We start from the raw sequence: 21,914 nt of genomic DNA on the forward strand, positions 1-21,914 counted from the left end.
TCACGGGCAGTCGAGGTCGACCTGCGCGCTCCCTGACGAAAGCAGTCCCTCGCAGGCCGCCCCGCACAGCCGGACGCGTGAATTGTTGCCGCTGCTGTACACCCAGCCGTCGCCGGTCGAACAATCAAGGTTCGGCGAATACGCGTAGTTCATGCCGTCGACCGTCACGCGGGTCACGGTCGGGTCGGCCGGCGTTTCGTTGAGGGTGAGTTCGCAGCCGAGGGTCACGTAAACCGCCTCGTCGAGATACGCGCCGAGCTCGCTCTCGTTGGTGGCGTCATAGAACTTGGCCCCGCCGGTCCGCGGGCGCCCGCCCGCTACGGCGAGCTTGTTGAACTCTTCCACCGGGTTGGTGTTGTCCGGGTTGCCGTCCTTCATGGCCGAACTGTAGGAGTCGGGCAGGTTGACGCCGACGACGGCCGTCGGGATCTGGTCGTTCGACCAGGCGGCGCCGACGATCCCGTGGGCGCTGGTGTCGAGGGTCTCGAACAGCCCGTCGGTGTTTGGCGCGCTGTCGGAACAATTCGGCGAGCCGTCGCCGATGAGCACCATCGCCCGCGCTTCGTTCGCCGGCGCCGAATCGAGGGAGGAGAGCGCCCCGTCGAGGCCGCGAGCCATCGGCGTCGCGCCCTTGAGCATCGCGTTCGCCGCTGGCAACGCGGCGCCGATCGCCCCCGCGCTACCCAGCGCCGGGGCGACCTCGGGCTTGGTATTGGTGACGCAAGCCGCAGCGCTGTAGTCGCTCGCCGCGGCGCTCGACGGGAACATCATCAGGCCGAGCTTGTGCTGCGCCTGATACTTGCCGACCACCGCGGTCAAGGTCTTGTGAAGGCTGCTCCACTTGCTGACCGCGGGGGTCCCGGGGTTGCCGTCGTGATCCCAGGTGCCGACCGAGAACGAGCCGCTGCGGTCGAGCACGAAGATCAGGTTGGTCGTCGGCGCGTCCAGTTGGAGGTTCTTGCAGGTGACCGGCTCGTCGGTGGTCATCGGCGGATCGGTGGTCGGATCGCTGTCCGACGTCGGCCCCGGGCCGCCCGTGACGGTCGGATCGCTCGACGGTCCGCTGGTCGGATCGCCGCCCGGCCCGCCGCCCGGCCCCGCGCTCGTGTCGCTGGCCGAGCCGTCGGTCGAGCCGTCGGTCGAGCCGTCGGTCGGGTCGCCGCCCGGATCGCCGCTCGGGTCGCCCCCGGACCCGCCGCCGGGGCTCATGCAAAGGTTGTCGCCCTGGCAGACGAGCCCGGCGAAGCATTGCCCCTGAATGCACGCCCCGCTGACGTACCCCGGATCGACGCCCGCGGAGTCCAGCGGGTTGCTGTCATTGTTGCAAGCGAGGGCGAGCAGCGAGATTGACGAGAGGAGACGTATCGACACGGTGGACATGATTCGGCGGATCGCGGCCGGCACGGGCTGATCGTGGAGCAATGTTTAGACGCGACGGCCGGTCGGCCGGGTTCGCCGCCGCGTGGTTCGATCAATCGTGTATCACAGGCCCGGCCCGGGCGGCGGTCGATCGGCGCGCAGCCGGACGCCCGGCGGCATGGTGGCAAACACGTAGCCGACGTCCTCGATGCAAACCGCCCGGCCCCGGATCGTCCACAGGGACCGGGCGCCGGGCGGGAGCGTGCGACACATCGCGCAGGTCATGCGCGAGGCAGCGCCGGTGCCACCGCGGCCCCGGCAGCGGGCGCACCTCCTGCGACATCGCTGCGGACGCGCCGGGCCTGCTCGGGTTGGCGACGATCGAGGACGACGAGCCCGGGCCGAGACAGGGCCCGGGCGCGCGTCCGCGCGGCAGCGGCCCGCTTCCGTGGCAGCGGCTGGCCATCTGCGGCCAGCCCCGGGCGAGGGGTTCACTACGCTCATTCATGGCGACCGGCCGGCCGACGCCCTGCGCTCATTCGGCCGGTCCTCCCATTTTTCTGCCCGGAGTCGATCCCATGCCCAACGTCCTCGCATTCACCCAATCATCGCACAATCTCACCGCGCCCGTCACCGGCGGGCTGGCGATCCTCGCCATCGCCACCGACATCACCGAGGCGATCTACGTCAACGTCCACGAGGCCGAGAGCAACTAGTGCCCGCGTCCGGTGAGTGACAGTGCGATCGCCGCGGCCCTGCCCCGCCTCGCGTCACGTGGCGCCGGCGGCGATGGCGTCCTGGAGGCGCGGGTACTCCGGGCGGAAGCCGAGGTCCTCGCGGATCCGGCTGACGTCGACCACGATCTCGAACCCGCGCCCAGCCTCGGCGGCGGAGCCGTCGGGCGGCGGCGCACCGACCGAGGCGAACAGCGCCGCCAGATCGGGCGCCTCGTCATCGGCGACGTTGTAGATGCGGTGCGACGGCGACGCCGCGTCGAGCACGCGCGCGACCGCCTGCGCGACGTCGGCGTGGTGAGCGATCGACATGCGCTGCGTCGGCAGGAAGCCGCGCATCATCGGGACCACCTCCGCGATGTGCGGATCGCCGTCGCCGTAGACGAAGGGGAGCCGGAGCACGCGCACGTCGAGGCCGTCGATCGCGAACAGGGCCCGCTCGGCGGCGAGCTTGCTGGCCGGGTATCCCGGGGCCGGCGTGCATGGATCGCCCTCGCTCGCGGCGCGCCCGCCATTCGCGCCGTACACCAGCCCGGTGCTCGTGAACACGAAGCGCTGGACCGCCGCGGCGCGGGCCGCGAGCGCGAGGTGCTGCGTGCCGCCGTCGTTGACGGCGTGCGCCTGCTCCGGCGTCGCGCCGCGGAAGAACGCGGCGCAGTGGACGACCGCGTCGACGCCCCGCACGGCGGCCACGAGCGAGGCGGCGTCGAGCAGGTCGCCGCGCACGAGCTCCACATTGCGCAGGCCATCGGCGCGGCTCGGATCGCGCACGAGGGCGCGCACTTGATGACCGCGGTCGGCGAGGCGACGCGCGAGACGGCTTCCGACCTTTCCGGTCGCTCCGGTGACGAGGATCTTCATGGCTCCGACCGTAGCGAGCCACGCGGCCGACGGATTGGAAAAACCGGACAACGTCGCGGCCCCGCTTGTGCGGGCGAGCGCGTGCCTTCATCCTGTTTGCCATGCACCTCGGCGCCGCCCTTCGCCAGCCTCACGATCCGAGCGGCGCTTCGACGGCGGCGATCGTCGAGGCGCTGCAGGTCCACGAGCCCGAAGCCGGTACGCCGCACGTCTTGCTGCCCCACGCGCAGGTCGAGATCGTGGTCCGCTTCGGGCCGGCGTCGCGGAGGGGGATCGATGCACACGTGCTCGGCGCGCGGGAGCAAGTGCGGCGCAAAGTCCCGCGCGGGACGCATCGCAGCATGAGCGCGCGGCTGCGGCTGGGCGCCTCCGAGGCCGTGTTCGGCGTCCCGGCGTCGACGCTCGCCGGCCGCATCGTCGCGCTCGAGGATGTCTGGGGCGACGCCGCGGCGCGCCGTCTCTTCGAACGACTCGCCGTCGCTGCCGACGGGCTCGCGGCCGCGAAGGTCCTCAATTCGGCGATCGCCGAGCGCGTGGCGACCGATGCGTGCCCGCCCTGCTCGCGCCTGGCGCTCGCAGCCGCCGAGCAGCTGCGCGCCCGTTCGGCCGACGGCGCGCACGTGAACGCCATCGCCAGGGCGCTCGGGGTGAGCGAGCGCCACCTCCGGCGGGTGTTCCGAGATGCTTTCGGGATCGGGCCCAAGGCGTTCGCCAAGCTGGCGCGCTTCCAGCGGGCCCTGCATGCGGCGCGCGCGGACGAACGGGCCGCGTGGGCGACGATCGCCGCCGACGCCGGCTACTACGATCAGGCCCACCTGATCGCCGAGTTCCACGCCATCGCCGGCGCGCCGCCGCGGGCGCTGCTCGGCGAGCTGCGGGTGGCGGCTGCGATCGGCTGATCGCTACGGTTCGTCCGCGGTGCGCGACCACGAATGGGAAGCGCGCTCAGGCGAAGGAGACGCCGGTGAGCTGCTCCGACACGCGCCATAGGCGTTCGGCGGCGGCCCGGTCTTCCGCTCGCGGCGGAACCTTCGCCAGGGCCGGAGAGCCACGCATCTCTCCCAGCCTGTCCGGGCCGTAGTAAGCGCCGGCCCTCGCCTCGGGCGAGGTCGCGGCGAACAGCGTCGGGAGCGCGCCCTGCGATGCCGGCTGGAACATGAACCACAGGAGCGTCCGGGCGAGCCCGGCGGCGCTCCAACGGCCGGGAGCGTTGTGAAGGAGGTCGGTGCGCGAGATGCCGGGGTGCGCGGCGATGCTGGTGACGCCCCACCGATTCGCCTCGCTGCGCCGCTGCAGCTCGAGGGCGAACATCAGGCAGGCGAGCTTGGACTGGCCATAGGCCCGCATCGGCGCGTAGCTCCGCTCCGCCTGCAGGTCGTCGAAAGCGAGCGCACCATCCCGCGCAGCGACGCTCGACAGCGTGACGATGCGCGGGCTCGTCCCATTGCGGAGCAGCGGCATGAGCTGGGCCGTCAGGGCGAAATGGCCGAGGTAGTTGGTGCCGAACTGCAGCTCGAAGCCGTCCGAGGTCTCTTGCCGGCTCGGCGGCGTCATCACGGCGGCGTTGTTGATCAAGAGATCGATCCTGTCGCTCTGGCTCCGCAGCCGCGCGGCGAATCCCGCCACGGACTCGAGACTGGCGAGATCGACATGCTCGAACCGGACAATCGCCGATGGCACTTCGGCGAGGACCCTGGCGACAGCGTCCGCCCCTTTTTGCGGGTTGCGGCCCGCGATGATGACCTCGCTCCCTGCCCGCGCGAGCCCCAGGGCATCCTCGAGTCCGAGCCCCCCGGTGCCGCTGACGACGGCCAGACGGCCCTTCTGAGCAGGAATGTCGGTGGTTTTCCAGTTCGCCATGATGCTTTCGCCGGTGACGAGGACGGATCGAGTCCTCGAGTTCCATGGCGGCATGGTAGGGACCCTACGAACACCGGAGAAGAGCGCGCTCGCCCGACACACTGTCTGCTAGTATCAGACAATGAGCTTCGACCTCGACTCGCTCAAGGTGTTCGTCCGGGTCGCCGAGCTGCGCAGCTTCACCCAGGCCGCGCAGCAGCTCGGCATGCCGAAGGCGCGCGCGTCGGCGCATGTGCAAAGGCTGGAGGGCGAACTCGGGGCTCGGCTCCTCCGCCGCTCGACTCGCGTCGTGTACCTCACCGCAGAGGGAGAGGTGCTGCTGAAGCGCGCCCACAGCTTCCTCGCAGAGGCCGAAGAGATCGGGGCGCTGTTTCAGGCGGGTCGCGGGCTGCGTGGGAGGGTGCGCGTCGAGCTCCCGGTCCTCATCGCGCGGGATTTCGTCATCCCCCGGCTGCCCGAGCTGCTCGCGCGCCATCCGCAGCTCCAGCTGGATATCTGCGCGAGCGACCGAATCGTGGCAGCGCTGCGCGAGGGGCTCGACGTCGTGCTGCGCGTGGGGCCGGTCGACGAACCGGGGCTGGTCGGGCGCCGGATCGGCGAGGCGACGATGATGAACTGCGCGAGCCCCTCGTACCTGCGCCAGCACGGGACTCCGCGCACGCTGGAGGATCTGCGCGACCACTTGGTCGTCCACTACGCCACCGACTCGGCCCCGGTCTTCGAGTATTTCGACGGCACGACCTACAAGGAGCTGCCGATGCGCAGCGCGCTGACGGTCGACAACTACGACGCCTACGAGGCGGCGTGCATCGCCGGCCTGGGCATCGTGCAGTTGCCGCGCCCCGGGCAGGAACGGCACGCGAGCAAGCTGGTCGAGATCCTGCCGGAGCTCACGGCGAGGCCGGTGCCCATCACGCTGCTGCACACGCACGGGCGCGCGGCGCCGCGTCGCGTCCGCGCCGTGATGACCTGGCTGACGGAGCTGCTCTCACCCGTCGTCAGCGAGCTCGTGAAGCCTCTGTGAGACACGCTCGACCCGGCCGAGGATGCGTTCTCCTGCGAATGGGCAGCCCATCGGCCGCGAGACCCTCAGGAACGAACGGGACACCGGCGCCTCCTCGGACGAGGCGCCGGCGCGCGACCTGCTGCGATACGCGAACCCGAGCGCTCGCCGGCGCGAACTTCTGGTACACGTCGACAGCTCGTCGATGCCACTCGCACCCCTGAAAGACCGCAAGCAGCTCATGGCCGCCTGTCTCGAGCGCGACATCGCGATCGAGGGCTGGAACTACTGCGCGACGCTCGACCCCGACGGCGCCACGCTGCTGCTCGGCCGCAACAGCGGCATCCTCGTGATCGACCTCGTGAGCGGCGGCTCGCGCGAGGTCGAGGTGCCCGCCGCCGTGTACGACGCGGTCTCGTGCCTCGAGTTCACGGCCGATCGCACGCGGGTGATCGCCACCCTGTGGGTCGGCTCCGTCGCGGTGCTCACCTGGCCGGAGCTGCGCTGCGTCGCCGTGCACCGCGTCTGCGACACGCGCCTGCACGGGCTCGCCGTGCTGCAGGACGGCCGCTCGGCGTGGCTCGGCGGTCACGACGGCCGGCGCACGCGGATCGACCTCGACGACGGGACCGTGCTCGCCGCCTGCGCTGACGAGCAGATGTGGATGGCCGACGCGGCGCTGTCTCCCGACGGCGAGCTCCTGGTCACGGCGGACGCCGCCGGCAACGTGCGCCTGTGCGACCCCCAGTCAGGGGCCGAGCGCCGCCTGCTGCGGATCTCCGGCTCCGCGCAGAACATGAGCTTTCACGGCGAAGAGCTGCTGGTCCCTTCGCTGACGACCGCGATCGTCGATGTCGCCAGCGGAGAGACGCGCGCCGGCTTCACGGGCGAACACAAGCTCGGCGCCCAGACGGCGACGTTCGTCACCGACGAGCTGGTGGCGACCGGCGGCGCCCACGATCCGCTGCTCGTCCTGTGGGACCGCACCGACGGCAGCAGCGCGCTGACGCTGAAGCCGTACAACAAAGGCGCGATCGAGCGTGTACTGCTGACGCCCGACCGCGAGCACCTGGTCGTCGTGCCGCGCTGCGATCAGGCGGTCCAGATCTGGCGCGCGACCGGGCTGGTCGAGGCGGCGCGGCGCAGCCGCTGACGGCCCGCACGCGGTCGTTCACCGGCACCGAAGCCGGCGCAGCGAGGGTCTTCGACCACGGCATGCGGAGCGCGATGTCGACGGGCTTCCTCGCGAGGAGGAACGCGCGGCTGAACGCTTCTTCTTTCTCGGGCTCGACGTCGGGCGCCGCGTAGTCGCCCGTGTCCCCACGCAGCAGCGTCGCGCCATCAGCCGACGACTCATCGAAGCGCGCGTGCGCCGGATCGAGCACTCTGCTCGGTCCCTGCGCGATTTCGCGGCGGCCGTGCGCGGACACCGAAATCGAATTCGTCACGGCCGTGGGACGACGACCTGTGGCACGATCGCGGCCCGGCGTGAGCGAGATCGTCGAATTCGCCTGCGGCTCGTGCGGCTCGCAGATCCAGGTCGAGGCCCACCTGCGGACCGCGACCTGCCCGTACTGCGCCTCGCCGGCGGTGGTCGAGCGGCCGCGGGACGCCGGGCTGCCGCAGCCGGACTTCGTGCTCGCGTTCATCGTCCCGCACGAGCAAGCGCTGGCCGCGGCCCGGCGCTGGGTGAGGCGGGCCTGGCTCGCCCCGGAGGCGTTCCGCAAGGCCACGGTCGAGGCCATCCGCGGGATCTACGTGCCCTCGTACCTGTTCTCGGCGGCGGCCCACGCGGAGTACTCCGCCCGCATCGGCGAGAACTACACGGTGACCTACACGACCACGGACTCGAAGGGCCGCACGACCACGCGCACGCGCACCGAGACCGAGTGGCACACGCTCGCGGGCAGTTACTCGGCCTACGTCAGCGACGTCGTCGTCACGGCCTCGCGGGGCATCGGCAATCACGAGCTCGAGGGGGTCGAGCCCTTCGACCTGCGCGCGCTCCACCGCTATTCGCCGCGCCTGCTCTCCGGGTGGATCGCCGAGGAGGCGTCGATGACAGCCGAGGTGTGCCGCGAGCTCGCGGTCGCCGAGGCGATGGCCGAGGTCCAGCGGCGCATCGCGAAGATCCTGCCCGGCGACCGGCAGTCGGACCTCGAGGTCAGCGCCCGCCTCGCCGACATCGCCCAGGTCCTGATGCTCGCGCCGGTGTGGGTGCTGCCGGTCCGCTTCGCCGACGACCGCGTGGTCCGCCTGCTGGTCAACGGCCAGACCGGCAAGGTGTTCGGCAAGCCGCCGCGCTCGTGGGTGAAGATCGGCGCGCTGGTCCTGTTGATCGTCGGCCTCATCACCGCGGGGGTGCTGCTTGCCCAGCGCTGAGACTCCCGCGACGCCGGCCCGCTCGGCCTGCGGCCGCTGCGAGTCGCCGCTCGAAGCCGGTGATCTGCGCTGTGCGGTGTGCGGGCTGCCGACGCCGGGTGAGGCGCTCGTCAGCGCCGAGACGCACGTCGAGCTGCTCCGCTGCGAGGGCTGCGGCGCTGCGGTGTCCTACGACGTCGAGGTCCGCGCGCCGAAGTGCTCGTTCTGCGGCTCGTTGATGCACGTCGAGCGCCCCGAGGACCCGGTCGAGGAGGCGTCCGCCTACCTGCCGTTCACGGTCGACCCCGCGGCGGCGGCCGAGGGGTTGCGGCGCTGGCTCGGCACCCTCGGCTTCTTCCGCCCGAGCGACCTCCAGGCGGCAGCGACGATCGGCGAGTTGAAGCCGCTGTGGTGGGTCGGCTGGGTGTTCGACGCCGAGGTGCTGGTCAGTTGGGCCGCCGACTCCGAGGTCGGCTCACGGCGCGCGTCCTGGGCCCCGCACGCGGGCCAGCAGTCGTTGAACCTGCGAAGCGTGCTGGTGCCGGCGTCCCGTGGCCTGAGCGCTGCGGAGTGCCAGGCGATCGGCCGCGGTTACCGCGTCGAATCGGGCGGCCCGCCGCCGGAGGCCCGCCCGGGCGTGCTGATCGAGCGCTTCGACGTCCAGCGATCGGCGGCCCGCCGGGCGATCGCCGAGGGGCTCGAGCGCGCCGCGCTGGTGCACGCGAGCGAGTGGGTGCCCGGCAGCCGCCAGCGCAAGCTCTCGGTCGCGGTGCTGCCCAGGCGCCTCGACTCGGAGCGCCTCGCCTTCCCCGCCTACGTGCTCGCTTACCGCTACCGCGACAAGCTCTACCGCGCGGTGGTCAACGGCCAGGACGCGGCGGTGGTCACCGGCAAAGCGCCGCTCTCGATCGCGCGGATCGTCCTCGTGATCGTCGGAGGGCTCGCCGCGATCGCGCTGATCGTCGCGCTGATCGTGGTCCTGGCCGATTGACGAGAGAGGCCGATGGGGCCGTGAATGCGCCGTGCCACCCCCGGGGGGCCGCGCCCGCTCGCCACCACCAAAGGACAAACGATGGGTCTCGCGCGCCCGGCGGACCGTATGTCACGCACGGTGCATTGTCGAACAGGGCCGGACATCACCGGGCGGAGGATCGCATCATCGCATTGCCCGACACGGGCCTGCGATTCCCCTCGCGCGAGCAGGGCAATTGCGACCGCGCATTCACGTGAGCGCCCGTCCCCGCCACGAGCGCGTCCTCGTGTGGCTCCGGGGCCAGCAGCCCCATCCTTTGGGTGTCGGTGGTGGTCGCAGCCCGCATTCGCCGTCTGCGGGCCAGCGTATCCTCCGAGCACCCGGCCAAGCGCACACCGGCCATCGAGGCGCCTGCGCGTCCTGAGGGGGCCCTACCAGGCGCGCGCGAGCCGTCTCGGGGCATCGCATTCGCGGATGAACCAGCTCGCAGCGGGCCGCCACGCGCTCCGGGACGCGTCGCTCGGCGGGGCGAAGGGCACTGGCCTGGGTCGGCACGAAGAGATTGTGGATACAGGTCAGCTCTGGTATGGTGCTGCTGTCATAGGGGTCGTGCTGACCCACTCCTTGCCTCTGGGCAAGGGCTCTTCGGACATGTTCCACGGGACAGGGCCATTCGATGGACCCTGAATGCCCGCTGGAGGAGGAATGCGCATGCTTCGTACCGCTGGAGTCGTCTCGTCGATCGTCTCGTGTTTCCTGCTGTCGGCCTGCCAAGAGGGAGGAGGTGCAGCCGGTGATGATGCTTCCGCGGCGGAGCGCATCGTCACCGCCGAGGATCTCGAGGGGCTCGGGGCGGCGGGCGTGCTCGAGCTCGACCTGGGGGCGGAGGCGGTGCGGTTCTCGTTCGCAGCCGGGCCGATCGATTTCGCCAGGGTCGTCGTGGTCGGTGAGGATGGGCGCCGCGCGCTGCTGCAGGACCTGCTGGCGCGCCGCGGCGAGGCATGGGGCGTGATCCCGGCGCGGCTCGAGCTGGGTGACAGCTTCCTGGTCGACGCCGGGATGGTCGCCGACGCGGCGAAGCAGCGGCCGACCGCGCTGATGGTGGCGCAGGAGACGGCGCTGTCGCGGCTGCCGCGGATCGATCAAGTGGTGACGGCGGGCGACGGGGTGCCTTCGCTGGTCGTGGGCGACCTCGGGTTCCTGCCGAAGGGCGAGGCGCGGGCGGCCGCGCAGACGTTCCTGCAGGATGTCGCGCCGGTGTTCCGCATGCACGCGGCGACCGACCTCGAGCCGATGCGCGTGAAGAGCGACGACCGTGGTCAGGTCCACGTGAAGTTCCAGCAGTACTTGCACGACCTGCCGGTCATCGGCGGCGCGCTGACGGTCCACGCCGACGGGGTCAGCGGGCGCGTGCACGCGGTCAGCGGGCGGTTCATCGCCGGCGAGGAAGTGGCGAGCGAGCCCGAGATCGAGGGCGAGGCGGCGCTGGCGACGGTGCTCGCCGGTCTCCCGGCCGACGCAGCCAGCACCGACGCGCCCGACCTCGTCTATGTGGTCACCGAGGATTCGGTGGCGCTCGCATGGATGGCCGAGGTGACCTACACCAGCGCCGACGGGCCCGAGCGCGACTTCGTGTTCGCCGACGCCCGGACCGGGGAGCTCGTGACGCGTCACCCGCAGCACCACCGGGCGCTGGCGCGCAGGGTCTACGACGCCAAGAAGGGCGAGAACCTGCCCGGCTCCGAGATCGCCAACCCGGGCAGCTCGGCCGACCTCTCGGTCAAGGACGCCTTCAACTACTCGGGCACGACCTACAACTTCTACAAGGATCGGTTCGGCCGCGACTCGTTCAACGGCGCCGGCGCGACGATCCACTCGACGGTGCACTTCAGCGTCGGCTACGACAACGCGTTCTGGAACGGCTCGCAGATGGTCTACGGCGACGGCAGCGGGCAGTACTTCTCGTCGCTCGCGCGCGACCTCGACATCGTCGCCCACGAGCTGACCCACGCGGTCACCCAATACGAGGCGAACCTCGTCTATCAGAACCAGTCCGGCGCGCTCAACGAGGCCTTCTCCGACGTCATGGCGGCCTCGCTGCAGGCCCACCTGGCCGGCGGCGTGGTCTCGGCGGCCACGTGGAAGCTGGCCGAGGCGTCGTGGACGCCGAACACCTCCGGCGACGCGATGCGCTACATGGACGACCCGATCAAGGACGGGCAGTCGTATGATTATTGGCCGACCCGCTACCAGGGCAGCCAGGACAACGGCGGCGTGCATCTGAACTCGGGCATCGCCAACCTGGCGTTCAAGCTGCTGGTCACCGGCGGGGTCCACCCGCGCGGCAAGACCTCCAACAACGTCGCGGGCATCGGGATCACCAAGGCGAGCAAGATCTTCTACGACGCCCTGGTGACCTATCTGCCGGCCACCGCGACCTTCCAGGACGCCCGCAACGCGACGGCCCAGGCGGCCACCGCGATCCACGGGGCGGCCTCGGCGGAGGTCGCTGCGGTGCACGCGGCGTGGACGGCCGTCGGCGTGCCTGGCGACCCGGGCAGCGGCGGTGGCGGCGGTGGCGGCGGCGGCGGGAGCTGCACCGGCACGCAGTACCAGGGAACCCTGTCCGGCGCAGGGGCCCAGCAGGCCCAGCCGAACGGCTCGTACTATCAGACGACCGCGACCAAGACGCACACGGCCTGCCTGACCGGGCCGAACGGGACGGACTTCGACCTGTATCTCCTCAAGTGGAACGGCAGCGCTTGGGCCCAGGTGGCCAAATCCGAGACCGAGACGTCGAGCGAGTCGATCTCCTACGTCGGCACCGCGGGCTTCTACTCGTATACGGTTGGGTCGTACGCTGGCGCCGGAAACTACACGCTGACCGCTGGCGTGAAGTAACCTCGTGATCCACATGGCGCGACGAACATGGTCCTCGGGCCATGTTCATCGCGCCATGTCCTTTGATATCACCTCGTGGTCCGCCCTGCCCCGGTCGCATGCACGCCGAGCCGAAGCAGTCGCAGGCCCGGCGAGGTTGACAGGCGGTCGCTGCCGCACGAGCATCGACGCGTGGCGACAGTCCGGACGACGCTTGTCCGAGTCGAGGTCGAGACCGGTACGTCCGCCGAGCGAGAACTCGCGGAATGGTTGCGACGCTGGCGACGGCGCGGCGTCCGACGCGACGGCAAGCCGTCCTATCCGCACCAGGGCGCGTCGATGGTGCTCGTGTTCCATGCCCCTGAAGCGGCCATCGCCGACCTCGAGCGAGGGTTCGCCGGCTCGTCGTCCGCCGTGGTCACGCGCGTGCCCGCCGACGCTGGCTGAGCCGCGCAGGGGTCCCGCGCGACGTCATTCGGCAGGTCACGGGCCCTGCGCTAGCGTCCGGGCGCGATCGTCGGCCGATACGTGGGCCGCTTGCGGGCCCGGGTCTCCTGCTCGAACGCGAAGCCGAGCGCCAGCAGCTCGGCCTCGCCGTTCGGCTTGCCGAGGAACGCGAGCCCGACCGGCAGCCCGTGGATCTCGCCCATCGGCACCGTCAGGCTCGGCGTCCCGGCGATCGCGGCCATGCTCGTGCCGCTGCCCGTAAACCTGTCCCCGAGCACAGGGTCGATCGGCCAGGCGGGTCCGGTGGTCGGGGCCACCACCGCGTCGAGCTTGTGCTGCTTCAGCGCCGCCCCGAGCCCCTCGTCCCACGCGAGCTTGCGCGCCGTCTCGCGGGCCGCGACGTACTCGGGCGAGTCGAGCGAGCCCTTGGCCTGCGCCTGCTCGAACAGCTCCTGCCCGAACCACGGCATCACCACCACCGCGTGCTCGCGGTTCCAAGCGATCACGTCGGCGAGCGACGACACCGGCGCGCGCGAGTCCTTGAGGTAGCGGTTCAGGCCGTCCTTGAACTCGAACAGCAGCACGTCGAGCGCGACCTCGTCCCACTTGTTCCACGTAGCGATCTCGATCGGGTCCACGACCTCGGCGCCGCGGGCCACGAGGGTCGCTACCGCGGCCTCGGTGAGCGCGTCGACATCGGGGTGGTAGCCCATCGCCTGCCGCAGCACGCCGATCCGCTTGCCCTGCAGCGCGTCGATCGAGAGCCCCTTCACGTAGTCGCGCGGCTCGCCCTCGGCCAGCGCCGCGAGCACGAGCGCCGCTTCGGTGACGGTGCGCGTCATCGGGCCCGCGGTGTCCTGCGTCGCCGAGATCGGGATGATGCCCTCGCGGCTCACGAGGCCCACCGTCGGCTTGAGGCCGACGAGGCCGTTGACCGCCGACGGGCACATGATGCTGCCGTCGGTCTCGGTGCCGACGCCGACGGCGGCGAGGCTGGCCGCGATCGCGGCGCCGGTCCCCGAGCTCGAGCCGCAGGCGTTGCGGTCGAGCACATAGGGGTTGCGCGTCTGGCCGCCGCGGCTGCTCCAGCCCGACACCGCGCGCAGCGAGCGGAGGTTGGCCCACTCGCTGAGGTTGGCCTTGCCGAGGATCACCGCCCCGGCCGCGCGCAAGCGGGCCACGAGCGGCGCATCGGCGCGAGGGCGATGCGTCGCCAGCAACACCGTGCCGGCCGAGTTGGCCATGCCGACGACGTCGATGTTGTCCTTGATCAGCACCGGGATCCCGTGCAGCGGCCCGCGCACGCGGCCGGCCGCGCGTTCGCGGTCGAGCGCCTCGGCCTCCGCGCGCGCCCGCGGGTTGAGCTCGATCACCGCGGACAGTCGCGGGCCCGCGACATCGATCGCCGCGATCCGCTCGAGGTACGCCGCGGTCAGCCGCGCCGAAGTCAGCGAGCCGTCCTTCATCTGCGCCTGCGCTGTCGACACGTCGAGCTCGATCACCGCCGGCGCGACGCTGTCGGGCTCCCGCGCGTCGGCACCGGGACGACAACTGGCGAGGAGGACCGCAACTCCGACGACGAGGGCGCGACGCATCGCGGCTACCTTACCGCACCACTCGCCGCGCGGGTGTCCGGTGACTCCTGCCGTCACACCCGCCACGTCTTCCGGAGCCCTTCGAGGACGCGGTCCCGGTTGGCGGGCGTCAGCTTCTTGATCTCGCGCGGCTCCCAGGACTCGGGGTGTCTGCCGAGGATGTTCTCGTTGAACACGCAGGCCACCTCGTCGCCGACCTTCGGCGCCGGCCTCGTGCACGAGAAGGGGCCCTCGAACTCTGCGAAGGGGGCGTCCCGATCCAGCGCGATGCGAAAGAGCTGCTTCTGCAGCATCTCCGACACGACCTCCCCGACGTGAACGACGCGCCCGACGCCGACAAAATTCTTCGGCGCCCGGTAGCGTGCCAGCACAGCGGCCTCTTCGGCAGGCTCGAAGTAGTGCAGAGAGTACTCGGGGGGCCCGTCGTGCTTGAGCTTCCAGCCCTGTGACGACAGCTCGATGGCGCGGGGCCCGACCCAGACAGTCCGCTCCCGGCTCCCGACGTCGGGCTTGAAGTCCGACGCATACACCAAAGAATTCTCGAAGTTCGCCTTGATCCAGCGGCCGAGCGCGTTGAACCAGGAGGTCATCGCGCGCGCGGTCTTCGGGTTCGTCGCTGGCGCCCCTCTCCAGCCCGTGGCGAGCGCGATACGGCCCACCCCGATCGAGGTGCCCTTGACCGGAGAGCGCAGGAACTGGATGAGCGACTCGTCCGAGCGCAGGCAGTAGTCGTCGCACGACGCGACGTGCTCGACATGCGGCCGAGGGAGGATGGCCGCGTCCCACAGCATGCAATGCAGGCTGTGGATCTCCCGGACCTCGCGCGTGCGGGGGAACTCGGGGCCCGGGCTCCGCACGTCGGTGATCAGCGAGACGGTCGGCCGCTCGAACACGAAGCTCAGGAAGGCGGCTTCATCTTCGGGCGCCATGAGCGTGATGAGCTGCGAGCGCACGCCTGTCACTGTGCCACGCTCGAGCTCGGACGTGGGCGCCGAACAGCTCGCCCGGATCGGTGCCGACCCACGGGTCGCCACGAACCCGAGGGCGCACGAGCTGGCGTCGTCGGCGACGGCACCGCCTACCAGCGCGTCAGGCGTGGTTGGGAAACACCGATGGACGTGCAGGCTCTGCAGTCGAGCGCAGTCGTCATCTCGACCGCGACGCCGGCGCTCAGTGAGAGCTTCGGCGTGACGCTCCTGGGCATTCATCGGCCGAGCGGAGCCGCCGCGGTCACGCCGGCCCCAGCGCCCACCCCAGCCGCCCGAGCCCCTCCGCCAGGAACCTCGCGCTCGCCTTCACCCGCGGCACCGAGCGCACGTCGCGGTGCACCCCGAGCCACAGCTGCCGCCGCGGGCCCGGTACCGGCGTCGGCAGCAGGCGCAGGTTCGGCGCGCGGTCGCCGAGGAAACGCGGCAGGCAGGTCATGCCGAGCCCCGCCGCGGCCATCGTCACCATCGGTTCGCGCCCGTTGGTGCGCACGCCCACCCTTGCTCGCCCGGCGATCTGCGGCAACCACTCGACATCGGGGATCTTCGTCAGCGACTCGCTCATCGCAATCAGCACGTGCCCCTCGCACTGGGCCGCGAAGTCCGGCATGCCGCGCTGCGCGAGGTAGCCGTCGGACGCGTACAGGCCGAAAGCGACCGCGCCCACCTGCCGCTGCACCACCTCCGCCTGCTCGAAGCGCGACGGCCGGACCGCGATGTCGGCCTCGCGGCGCGACAGGCTCAGGTGCCGCACGTCGGCCACCAGCTCGAGCTCGAGCCCCGGGTGCTCGCCGACGAACGGTCCCAGCAGCGGCCCCAGCACGCTGCCGACCAGCCACTCCGACGCCGTGATCACCACGCGCCCGCGCAGCCCCACGTCGCGCCCCGCGGCCACCCGCTCGGCGGCCAGCGCCGCGGCCTCCATCTGCTCGGCGCGCGCCAGCATCATCCGTCCCGAGGGTGACAGCGATTGACCCGTCGCCGCCGGCACGAACAGCCGCGCCCCGAGCGTCCGCTCGAGCGCGGCCATCCGGCGCCCCACTGTCGGCTGGGTCACCCCCAGCCCGCGCGCCGCCGCCGAGAACGAGCCCGCGCGGGCCACCGCGAGGAAGAAGCGCAGGTCGTCCCAGTCGAGCACCGCCTGCCAGCGTACACGGCCCCATGCAGAAATGCATGCCAGGCGTGTGCCGTTCGGCAATCGACCTCTCTGCCGGGACCCGTCATGCTCGATGGCATGTCTCGCCGCCAGTTCCTCCGCGTGGTCGCCGGCGCCGGCGGCCTGCTCGGTGCGTGCCGCACCACGGGCGCCCAGCCGCCCGTGGGCGGCCGCGCCGAGATCCGCGCGATCTGCTTCGACCTGTTTACCCTGTTCGACCCACGCGGCGTGGAGCGGGCCGCCGAGGCCGTCGCCCCCGGTCAGGCCGCAGAGCTGTGCCGCGACTGGCGCGTCCGACAGTTCGAATATGCATGGCTGCGCGCCACCGCCGACCAATACCGCGACTTCGAGTTCGTCACCGGCGAGGCCCTCGATTACGCCGCCGGGGCACGCGGTCTCTCGCTGTCCGCCGCCGAGCGCCGCCGCCTCGTCGCCGCATACTCCGAGCTCACGCCGTGGCCCGACACCCGCGCCGCCCTCGACGCATGGCGGCGCGTCGGCCTGCGCCTGGCCCCCCTCGCCAACTATTCGCCGGCGATGCTCGATCGCCTGCTCACGCACGCCGGGCTCGCCGACCTGTTCGACGACCAGATCAGCACCGACCGCGCCCGGACCTACAAGCCGAGCCCGCGGGCCTACGCACTCGGACCGACCGCGCTCGGCGTCCCGCGCGAGCAGATAGTCTTTGCCGCGTTCGGCGGCTGGGACGCCGCCGGGGCCGCCTGGTACGGCTTTCCCACGTTCTGGCTCAACCGCCTCCAAGTCGCGCCCGAGGCCCTGTCAGCCGCCGCGCATGCGACTGGCGCGACGCTCGCCGATCTCGCCGCGTTCGTCGCCGCTTGAACCGTCGAGGAAGCCGCGTCTGGCCATCGGGGATGGGCCAAGATCGCGGGGCCTTCGTCGGCTGGCTCGACCCAGGGGAGCGGCGTGCGAATCTCGACGGCGAGCGGCACCGTCGGGTCGTGGATGCCGTCGGCGAAGCCGCCGCGCGACGAGTGGAACGCGAGCGACAGGCCGTTCATCTGCTGATAGAAGCTCCGCAAGGCAGCCGGGAGGGCGAACCCCAGCCGGGACACGGGAACACTCATCGCCGGCGCTCGGCGCGGCCTCGTTCATGCTCTCGTTCACCGCTCAGCGCTTCGCCGCCCCCCAGTCGCCGTGTCCGCCGTACGACGAAGACAGCGGCATCTACCTCGCCTGGTCCACCAGCCCCGCGGGCCCCTTCGCCCCGCCCGCCCGACCGTGGGAGCCGCTGCCGGCGGGCGCCGAGCTCTCGACCTGTCTCTATCGCCCTGTCCTTCCGCACAGTCTGGACTTCGCCTCCGACGACTGCCAAGGCGTCCCCTGCCACCTCATCATGCGTCTCGACTCGACGGTGTTCCACGGCCCGCAGACCGGTCGCTGGTGGCTCGCCTATTCCTGGTACACCAACAGCCCGCCGACACTCGCGTGGGAGCTCGCCAACCACGGCCAACACGTCCACCTCGTCGAGCTCGACCTCAAGGATCCGTTCGCCGTCCGCTGCGACCTCGCCACCGCGCAGATCCACGCCGGCACCCCCCACGACGGCGAGACGCTCGCGCGCCTCGCCGCCAGCTGCTCCGGCTGCGAGCAGATGCTGTCGATGACGCGCGGCCCTCTCGGCGAGGAAATGCTACGCGACGGTGTTTCCCTGGGCGTCGTCGAGGCCCCGAGCCTGTTTCGCCGCGGCGAATACGTGTATCTCCTCCTCAGCGGCAGCAACTGGGACTCCCCCTATTACCACGTGTACTGGGTCGCCGCGAAGTCCGTCGAGGAGTTGGTGTACACCAACCCCGGGCGGCTCGTCGGCCGCTTCCTGATCCCGAGCGACGGCCAGGCCTTCGGGCACGGCTCTGCTGTGCTCGGCCCTGACGGCGAGCGCTGGTACTTCGTCCACCACCGTCTCGCGCAGGTCCCGTGCGAGCAGTCCGGCTGTAAGCGCGACGTGTGGGTCAGTCCGATTGAGTTCGACGATCGCGGCGACGGCCTCGCTGACGTGCACATTCGGCCACGCTGGCCCGCTCAGGACCCGAGCTTCAGCGTCGCCGTCTCAGCCGGCCGGCAGGAGGCTCCGCCTCACGCGCTCCCAGCCGAGGCCCGGGATGACTGAAACAACCCCGGACAGACTGCGCACAGCTCGTCGCTGCGGCGGGAGAGGAGGGCGTGTCATCGGTCGTGCAGGGCCAGGCAGACGGCTCTGGCCTCCGACAGGGGACCGAGCGTCCGCTCAGTTCAGGTGATAGCGGGTTCCCCTGGCTTTTCCGGACCAGGTGAGCTCCCCGGCCTCGATGAGGCGGTTCAGACCTGCGCGGACCTGCATGTTGGAACCACCGATGCGCTCTTGAACTTGTGAGGCACTGACGGGGCCTCCGATGGCCGTCACGACCTCGAGAAGCCTTTTGTCGAAGGCTTCGCGGCCGGCATGCGTTCGCGTATTTACGTCCGCCACCTCGACCGTATTCGTCGGGTGGGACTTGGCCGGGGCAGCCTTGCCCCCCGGAGCCTCTCGGACGGGGGTTTGTGAGCCATGACGCCCTTGCAAGTCAGAGATGGTGATCGAGCGCAGCAGTGAGCCGAGCTCTCCGCGCGCCAATTGCTGCAGTTCTGCGAGGGTGAGCTGGGGGTGCTGAAGCAGGAGCTCGATCAGGAGCTCACGCTTGCGGTCTTCCATTGCGGCCACGAGATCGAACTTGGACACGGCCGCGACAGTAGCACACTTGCGCAAGTGTCTGTACGCTCGCTCGGCCGTCGCTGGCGACCGAGCCCCGCCGAGCTCGAGTCGTGCCGCGGGTATCGAACGGGCCGAGTAAGTCGTGCTCCCTGTCACTGGCCTCGGCTCGCACCCCGGCGCTGACGCTATACGAGCGGCGCCTCGCACCGCGCGGTCGTCGAAAGCGCAAGGCCGTCCCGACACGACCGACGAGCGAACGGCTGCAAGAGCCGGCCGGGAGGTCATGGCGCTCGCGCAAAGGTGGTCCAATTCTACGGCCCTCTCCATGCGGAGCCGTACCGACGAAGCGCCGACGCACGCCGTCTCGACCGGCGCGGGCGACCGCCACGCGCGCCCCTTGCAGGCGCGACGGGCGCGACGGGCCGAGGCCCGCGTGGGGGTCGAGGCCGACCCGATGCGGGCCATGACCGCGGCGCTGTCCGAAGCCTTCACGCAGCTCCGCAGCTCCGAGCGCGGTCTGACCGACCGCGAGGTACGAGACCGCCTCGCGGCGCTCGGACTCAACGAGGTCGTGCCCCCCCAGCGCGCCAACCTGGTGCGCGACGTCCTGGCCCGCTTCGCCAACCCATTGATCGCCATCCTCGCGTTCGCCAGCGTCGTCTCGCTGTCGCTCGGGGACCTCGTCAACGCGAGCATCATCCTCGTGATGATCGCCCTGAGCATCGCGCTCGAGACGTTTCAGACCCGCCGTTCGCAGGCCGCGGCCGAGCGGTTGCGGGGTCGCGTCGCGCCCGAGGCCACCGCCCTGCGAGACGGGCACTTCATCAGGGTCCCGCAGCGCGAGCTGGTGCCGGGCGACGTCGTGCGCCTGGCCGCCGGCGCCCTCGTCCCGGCCGATTGTCGCCTCGTCACCGCCAGGGACTTGCACGTGCAACAGGCCGCCCTGACCGGCGAGCCCCTGCCCGCCGAGAAGGAGGCCACCGCGGGCCCGGCCGGCGATGTCCGCGATCCGGCCGGGATGCCCCACGCCGTCTTCCTCGGCACCTCGGTCGTCAGCGGTGTCGCCACGGCGCTGGTGGTCGCCACCGGCGCGCGCACTCAATTCGGCGACATCGCCCGCGCGCTCGCCCGCCGGGGCCCGCGAACCGAGTTCGAGGTCGGCATGTTCGACTTCGGCGCCTTCATCCTGAAGACGGTCGTCTTCCTGGTGCTGTTCGTGTTCGTGATCGCGGCGGCGGGCCACCGCCCCGTGCTCGAGGCGCTGCTGTTCGCGCTCGCGCTCGCCGTCGGGCTCACGCCTGAGTTCCTGCCGATGATCACGACCGTCACGCTCGGGGAGGGCGCGCTGCGAATGGCGAAGCAGCGGGTCATCGTCAAGAACCTGGCGGCGATCCAGAACCTCGGCAGCATCGACGTGCTGTGCTGCGACAAGACCGGCACCCTCACGGAGGGGCGGATGACCCTCGAGCGCCACGTCGATCCGTTCGGGGCCGCGGACGAGCGCCCGCTCCGGCTCGCCAGCATCAACAGCTTCTTCGAGAGCGGCATCGACTACGGCTTCGACGACGCGGTGCTCGACCGCGCCGGCATCGATCCGCTCGACGCCGCCGTGCTGCGCCACGAGCACCCCGATCTGCGGGGATGGCGAAAGCTCGACGAGCTCCCCTTCGACTTCGAACGCCGCCGCATCAGCATCCTCGCCGAGAAGGACGGCGCGAGCCTCCTCGTCACCAAAGGCGCGCCGGAGGGCTTGCTGGCGCAGGCGACCTCCTGCGAGACCGGCGGCGCGCGGCGGCCCCTCGACGCCGAGCTGCGCGCGCGCTGCGAGGCGACGTTCCGGGAGCTCTCGACCCACGGATACCGCGTGCTCGCCGTGGCCTACAAGGAGATCACCGACGTCGCGCCGCTGCGCGCGGGCGACGAGGCCGGCCTCACCCTCGCCGGCTTCCTCGCCTTCGTCGACGCGCCGCTCCTCGGCGCGGCTCGAGTGCTCGAGGCGCTCGCCGCCGAGGGTGTACGGGTCAAGATCGTCAGCGGCGACAACGAGCTCGTCGTGCGCCACATCGCCGATCGCGTCGGCATCGCTCCGGGCCAGATCCTCCTCGGCGCCGAGGTCGACCGCCTCGGCGACGCCGCGCTCGGCAAGGTCGCCGAGGAGACCCGCCTCTTCGCCCGGGTCTCGCCCGCGCACAAGAGCCGCATCATCCGCGCGCTCCGGGCCCGCGGTCACGTCGTCGGCTACCTCGGCGACGGCATCAATGACGCGCCCTCCCTCCACGGCGCCGATGTCGGGATCTCCGTCGCCGGCGCCGTGGACGTGGCCCGCGACGCCGCCGAAGTCATCCTGCTCGAGCGCGACCTCGGGGTCCTCCTCGCCGGCATCCTCGAGGGTCGGCGCGCCTTCGGCAACGTCATGAAGTACGTCCTGATGGGGACGAGCTCCAACTTCGGCAACATGGTCAGCATGGCCGGGGCCTTCGTCGTCCTGCCGTTCTTGCCGATGCTCCCGACCCAGATCTTGCTCAACAACTTCCTTTACGACCTGGCGCAGATCACGATCCCGACCGACAACGTCGACCCCGGCTTCCTCAAGAAGCCGCGGCGGTGGGACATCGGCCTGATCCGTCGCTTCATGGTCGTCCTCGGGCCGGTCAGTTCGCTCTACGACATCCTCACGTTCTACGCGCTCCTCCACCTGTTCCACGCGTCGCCCGCGTTGTTCCACACCGGGTGGTTCGTCGAGTCCCTGGTCACGCAGACGCTGGTGTTGTTCGTCATTCGTACCGCCGCGCGCCCGTGGGACAGCCGGCCGAGCCGACCGCTCGTGCTCACCGCGCTGGCCGTCGTAATCACCGCGCTCGTGCTGCCCTGGACGCCGCTCGCCACGCCGCTCGGGTTCGTCGCGCTACCGCCGGGCTTCTTCCTGTTCCTCGTCGTCGTCTCCGTCACCTATCTGGCGTTCGTCGAGGGCGTCAAGCGCCGGCTGTTCGCTCGGTTCCTCGAGTAG

General features: G+C 71.1%; 19 protein-coding genes. 11 read left to right on the forward strand and 8 right to left on the reverse strand.

Annotated features, from left to right (window positions below):
• A complete protein-coding gene (locus POL25_RS07145) occupies positions 1–1,371 on the reverse strand; it encodes a vWA domain-containing protein (protein ID WP_272085152.1) in 1,371 nt (456 codons plus the stop codon).
• 111 nt (positions 1,372–1,482) lie between these two features.
• Positions 1,483–1,632, reverse strand: coding sequence for a hypothetical protein (locus tag POL25_RS07150; RefSeq protein WP_272085153.1), 150 nt, complete (start codon positions 1,630–1,632; stop codon positions 1,483–1,485).
• 305 nt (positions 1,633–1,937) lie between these two features.
• Between POL25_RS07150 and POL25_RS07155 the strand changes: the two genes are divergently transcribed.
• Positions 1,938–2,075: a hypothetical protein gene (locus POL25_RS07155; RefSeq protein ID WP_272085154.1), complete on the forward strand. Its 138-nt coding sequence runs from the start codon at positions 1,938–1,940 to the stop codon at positions 2,073–2,075.
• A 54-nt stretch (positions 2,076–2,129) separates the two neighbouring features.
• Here POL25_RS07155 and POL25_RS07160 read toward each other — a convergent pair whose 3' ends face one another.
• The gene (locus tag POL25_RS07160) at positions 2,130–2,954 is read right to left on the reverse strand and encodes an NAD-dependent epimerase/dehydratase family protein (RefSeq protein WP_272085155.1); all 825 of its coding nucleotides are present in this window, start codon (positions 2,952–2,954) and stop codon (positions 2,130–2,132) included.
• 101 nt (positions 2,955–3,055) lie between these two features.
• Between POL25_RS07160 and POL25_RS07165 the strand changes: the two genes are divergently transcribed.
• The gene (locus tag POL25_RS07165; RefSeq protein ID WP_272085156.1) at positions 3,056–3,853 is read left to right on the forward strand and encodes an AraC family transcriptional regulator; all 798 of its coding nucleotides are present in this window, start codon (positions 3,056–3,058) and stop codon (positions 3,851–3,853) included.
• 46 nt (positions 3,854–3,899) lie between these two features.
• Here the strand turns inward: POL25_RS07165 and POL25_RS07170 are convergent, their stop codons facing one another.
• A complete protein-coding gene (locus POL25_RS07170; RefSeq protein ID WP_373372085.1) occupies positions 3,900–4,814 on the reverse strand; it encodes an SDR family oxidoreductase in 915 nt (304 codons plus the stop codon).
• A 121-nt stretch (positions 4,815–4,935) separates the two neighbouring features.
• On the opposite strand from POL25_RS07170, the gene POL25_RS07175 reads away from it, so the two are divergent.
• From POL25_RS07175 to POL25_RS07200, 6 genes are all read left to right on the forward strand, one after another.
• Positions 4,936–5,838 carry a LysR substrate-binding domain-containing protein gene (locus POL25_RS07175; RefSeq protein WP_272085158.1) on the forward strand — a complete coding sequence of 301 codons (903 nt, stop codon included), beginning with the start codon at positions 4,936–4,938 and terminating at the stop codon, positions 5,836–5,838.
• A 184-nt stretch (positions 5,839–6,022) separates the two neighbouring features.
• The gene (locus POL25_RS07180; RefSeq protein ID WP_272085159.1) at positions 6,023–6,970 is read left to right on the forward strand and encodes a WD40 repeat domain-containing protein; all 948 of its coding nucleotides are present in this window, start codon (positions 6,023–6,025) and stop codon (positions 6,968–6,970) included.
• 335 nt (positions 6,971–7,305) lie between these two features.
• Positions 7,306–8,199, forward strand: coding sequence for a TFIIB-type zinc ribbon-containing protein (locus POL25_RS07185; protein WP_272085160.1), 894 nt, complete (start codon positions 7,306–7,308; stop codon positions 8,197–8,199).
• Complete coding sequence (locus tag POL25_RS07190) at positions 8,186–9,169, forward strand: TFIIB-type zinc ribbon-containing protein (RefSeq protein WP_272085161.1); 984 nt, start codon at positions 8,186–8,188, stop codon at positions 9,167–9,169. Before POL25_RS07185 ends, POL25_RS07190 begins: the two co-directional genes overlap by 14 nt.
• A gap of 693 nt (positions 9,170–9,862) precedes the next feature.
• Positions 9,863–12,052 carry a M4 family metallopeptidase gene (locus POL25_RS07195; protein WP_272085162.1) on the forward strand — a complete coding sequence of 730 codons (2,190 nt, stop codon included), beginning with the start codon at positions 9,863–9,865 and terminating at the stop codon, positions 12,050–12,052.
• Between the two features lie 171 nt (positions 12,053–12,223).
• Positions 12,224–12,478: a hypothetical protein gene (locus tag POL25_RS07200; protein WP_272085163.1), complete on the forward strand. Its 255-nt coding sequence runs from the start codon at positions 12,224–12,226 to the stop codon at positions 12,476–12,478.
• 50 nt (positions 12,479–12,528) lie between these two features.
• On the opposite strand, the gene POL25_RS07205 is transcribed toward POL25_RS07200, so the two are convergent.
• From POL25_RS07205 to POL25_RS07215, 3 genes are read right to left on the reverse strand one after another with little or no spacing between them, the layout of a single operon-like run.
• Positions 12,529–14,073 carry an amidase gene (locus tag POL25_RS07205; RefSeq protein ID WP_272085164.1) on the reverse strand — a complete coding sequence of 515 codons (1,545 nt, stop codon included), beginning with the start codon at positions 14,071–14,073 and terminating at the stop codon, positions 12,529–12,531.
• Between the two features lie 53 nt (positions 14,074–14,126).
• Positions 14,127–15,281, reverse strand: a complete 1,155-nt coding sequence (locus POL25_RS07210; protein WP_272085165.1) for a DUF8467 domain-containing protein — start codon at positions 15,279–15,281, stop codon at positions 14,127–14,129.
• A 22-nt stretch (positions 15,282–15,303) separates the two neighbouring features.
• Positions 15,304–16,197, reverse strand: coding sequence for a LysR family transcriptional regulator (locus tag POL25_RS07215; RefSeq protein WP_272085166.1), 894 nt, complete (start codon positions 16,195–16,197; stop codon positions 15,304–15,306).
• A gap of 96 nt (positions 16,198–16,293) precedes the next feature.
• On the opposite strand from POL25_RS07215, the gene POL25_RS07220 reads away from it, so the two are divergent.
• Together POL25_RS07220 and POL25_RS07225 are read left to right on the forward strand one after the other, a co-directional pair.
• Positions 16,294–17,058, forward strand: coding sequence for a haloacid dehalogenase type II (locus POL25_RS07220; protein WP_272085167.1), 765 nt, complete (start codon positions 16,294–16,296; stop codon positions 17,056–17,058).
• Positions 17,059–17,329: 271 nt separating this feature from the next.
• A complete protein-coding gene (locus POL25_RS07225) occupies positions 17,330–18,346 on the forward strand; it encodes a family 43 glycosylhydrolase (RefSeq protein WP_272085168.1) in 1,017 nt (338 codons plus the stop codon).
• A 117-nt stretch (positions 18,347–18,463) separates the two neighbouring features.
• On the opposite strand, the gene POL25_RS07230 is transcribed toward POL25_RS07225, so the two are convergent.
• Positions 18,464–18,934, reverse strand: a complete 471-nt coding sequence (locus POL25_RS07230; protein WP_272085169.1) for a hypothetical protein — start codon at positions 18,932–18,934, stop codon at positions 18,464–18,466.
• A 298-nt stretch (positions 18,935–19,232) separates the two neighbouring features.
• Between POL25_RS07230 and mgtA the strand changes: the two genes are divergently transcribed.
• Entirely contained in the window at positions 19,233–21,914 is a 2,682-nt protein-coding gene (gene mgtA / locus POL25_RS07235; RefSeq protein WP_272085170.1) for a magnesium-translocating P-type ATPase, read from the forward strand.

It is taken from the genome of Nannocystis bainbridge, from assembly GCF_028368995.1.
GTDB classification, from domain to species: Bacteria; Myxococcota_A; Polyangia; order Nannocystales; family Nannocystaceae; genus Nannocystis; species Nannocystis bainbridge.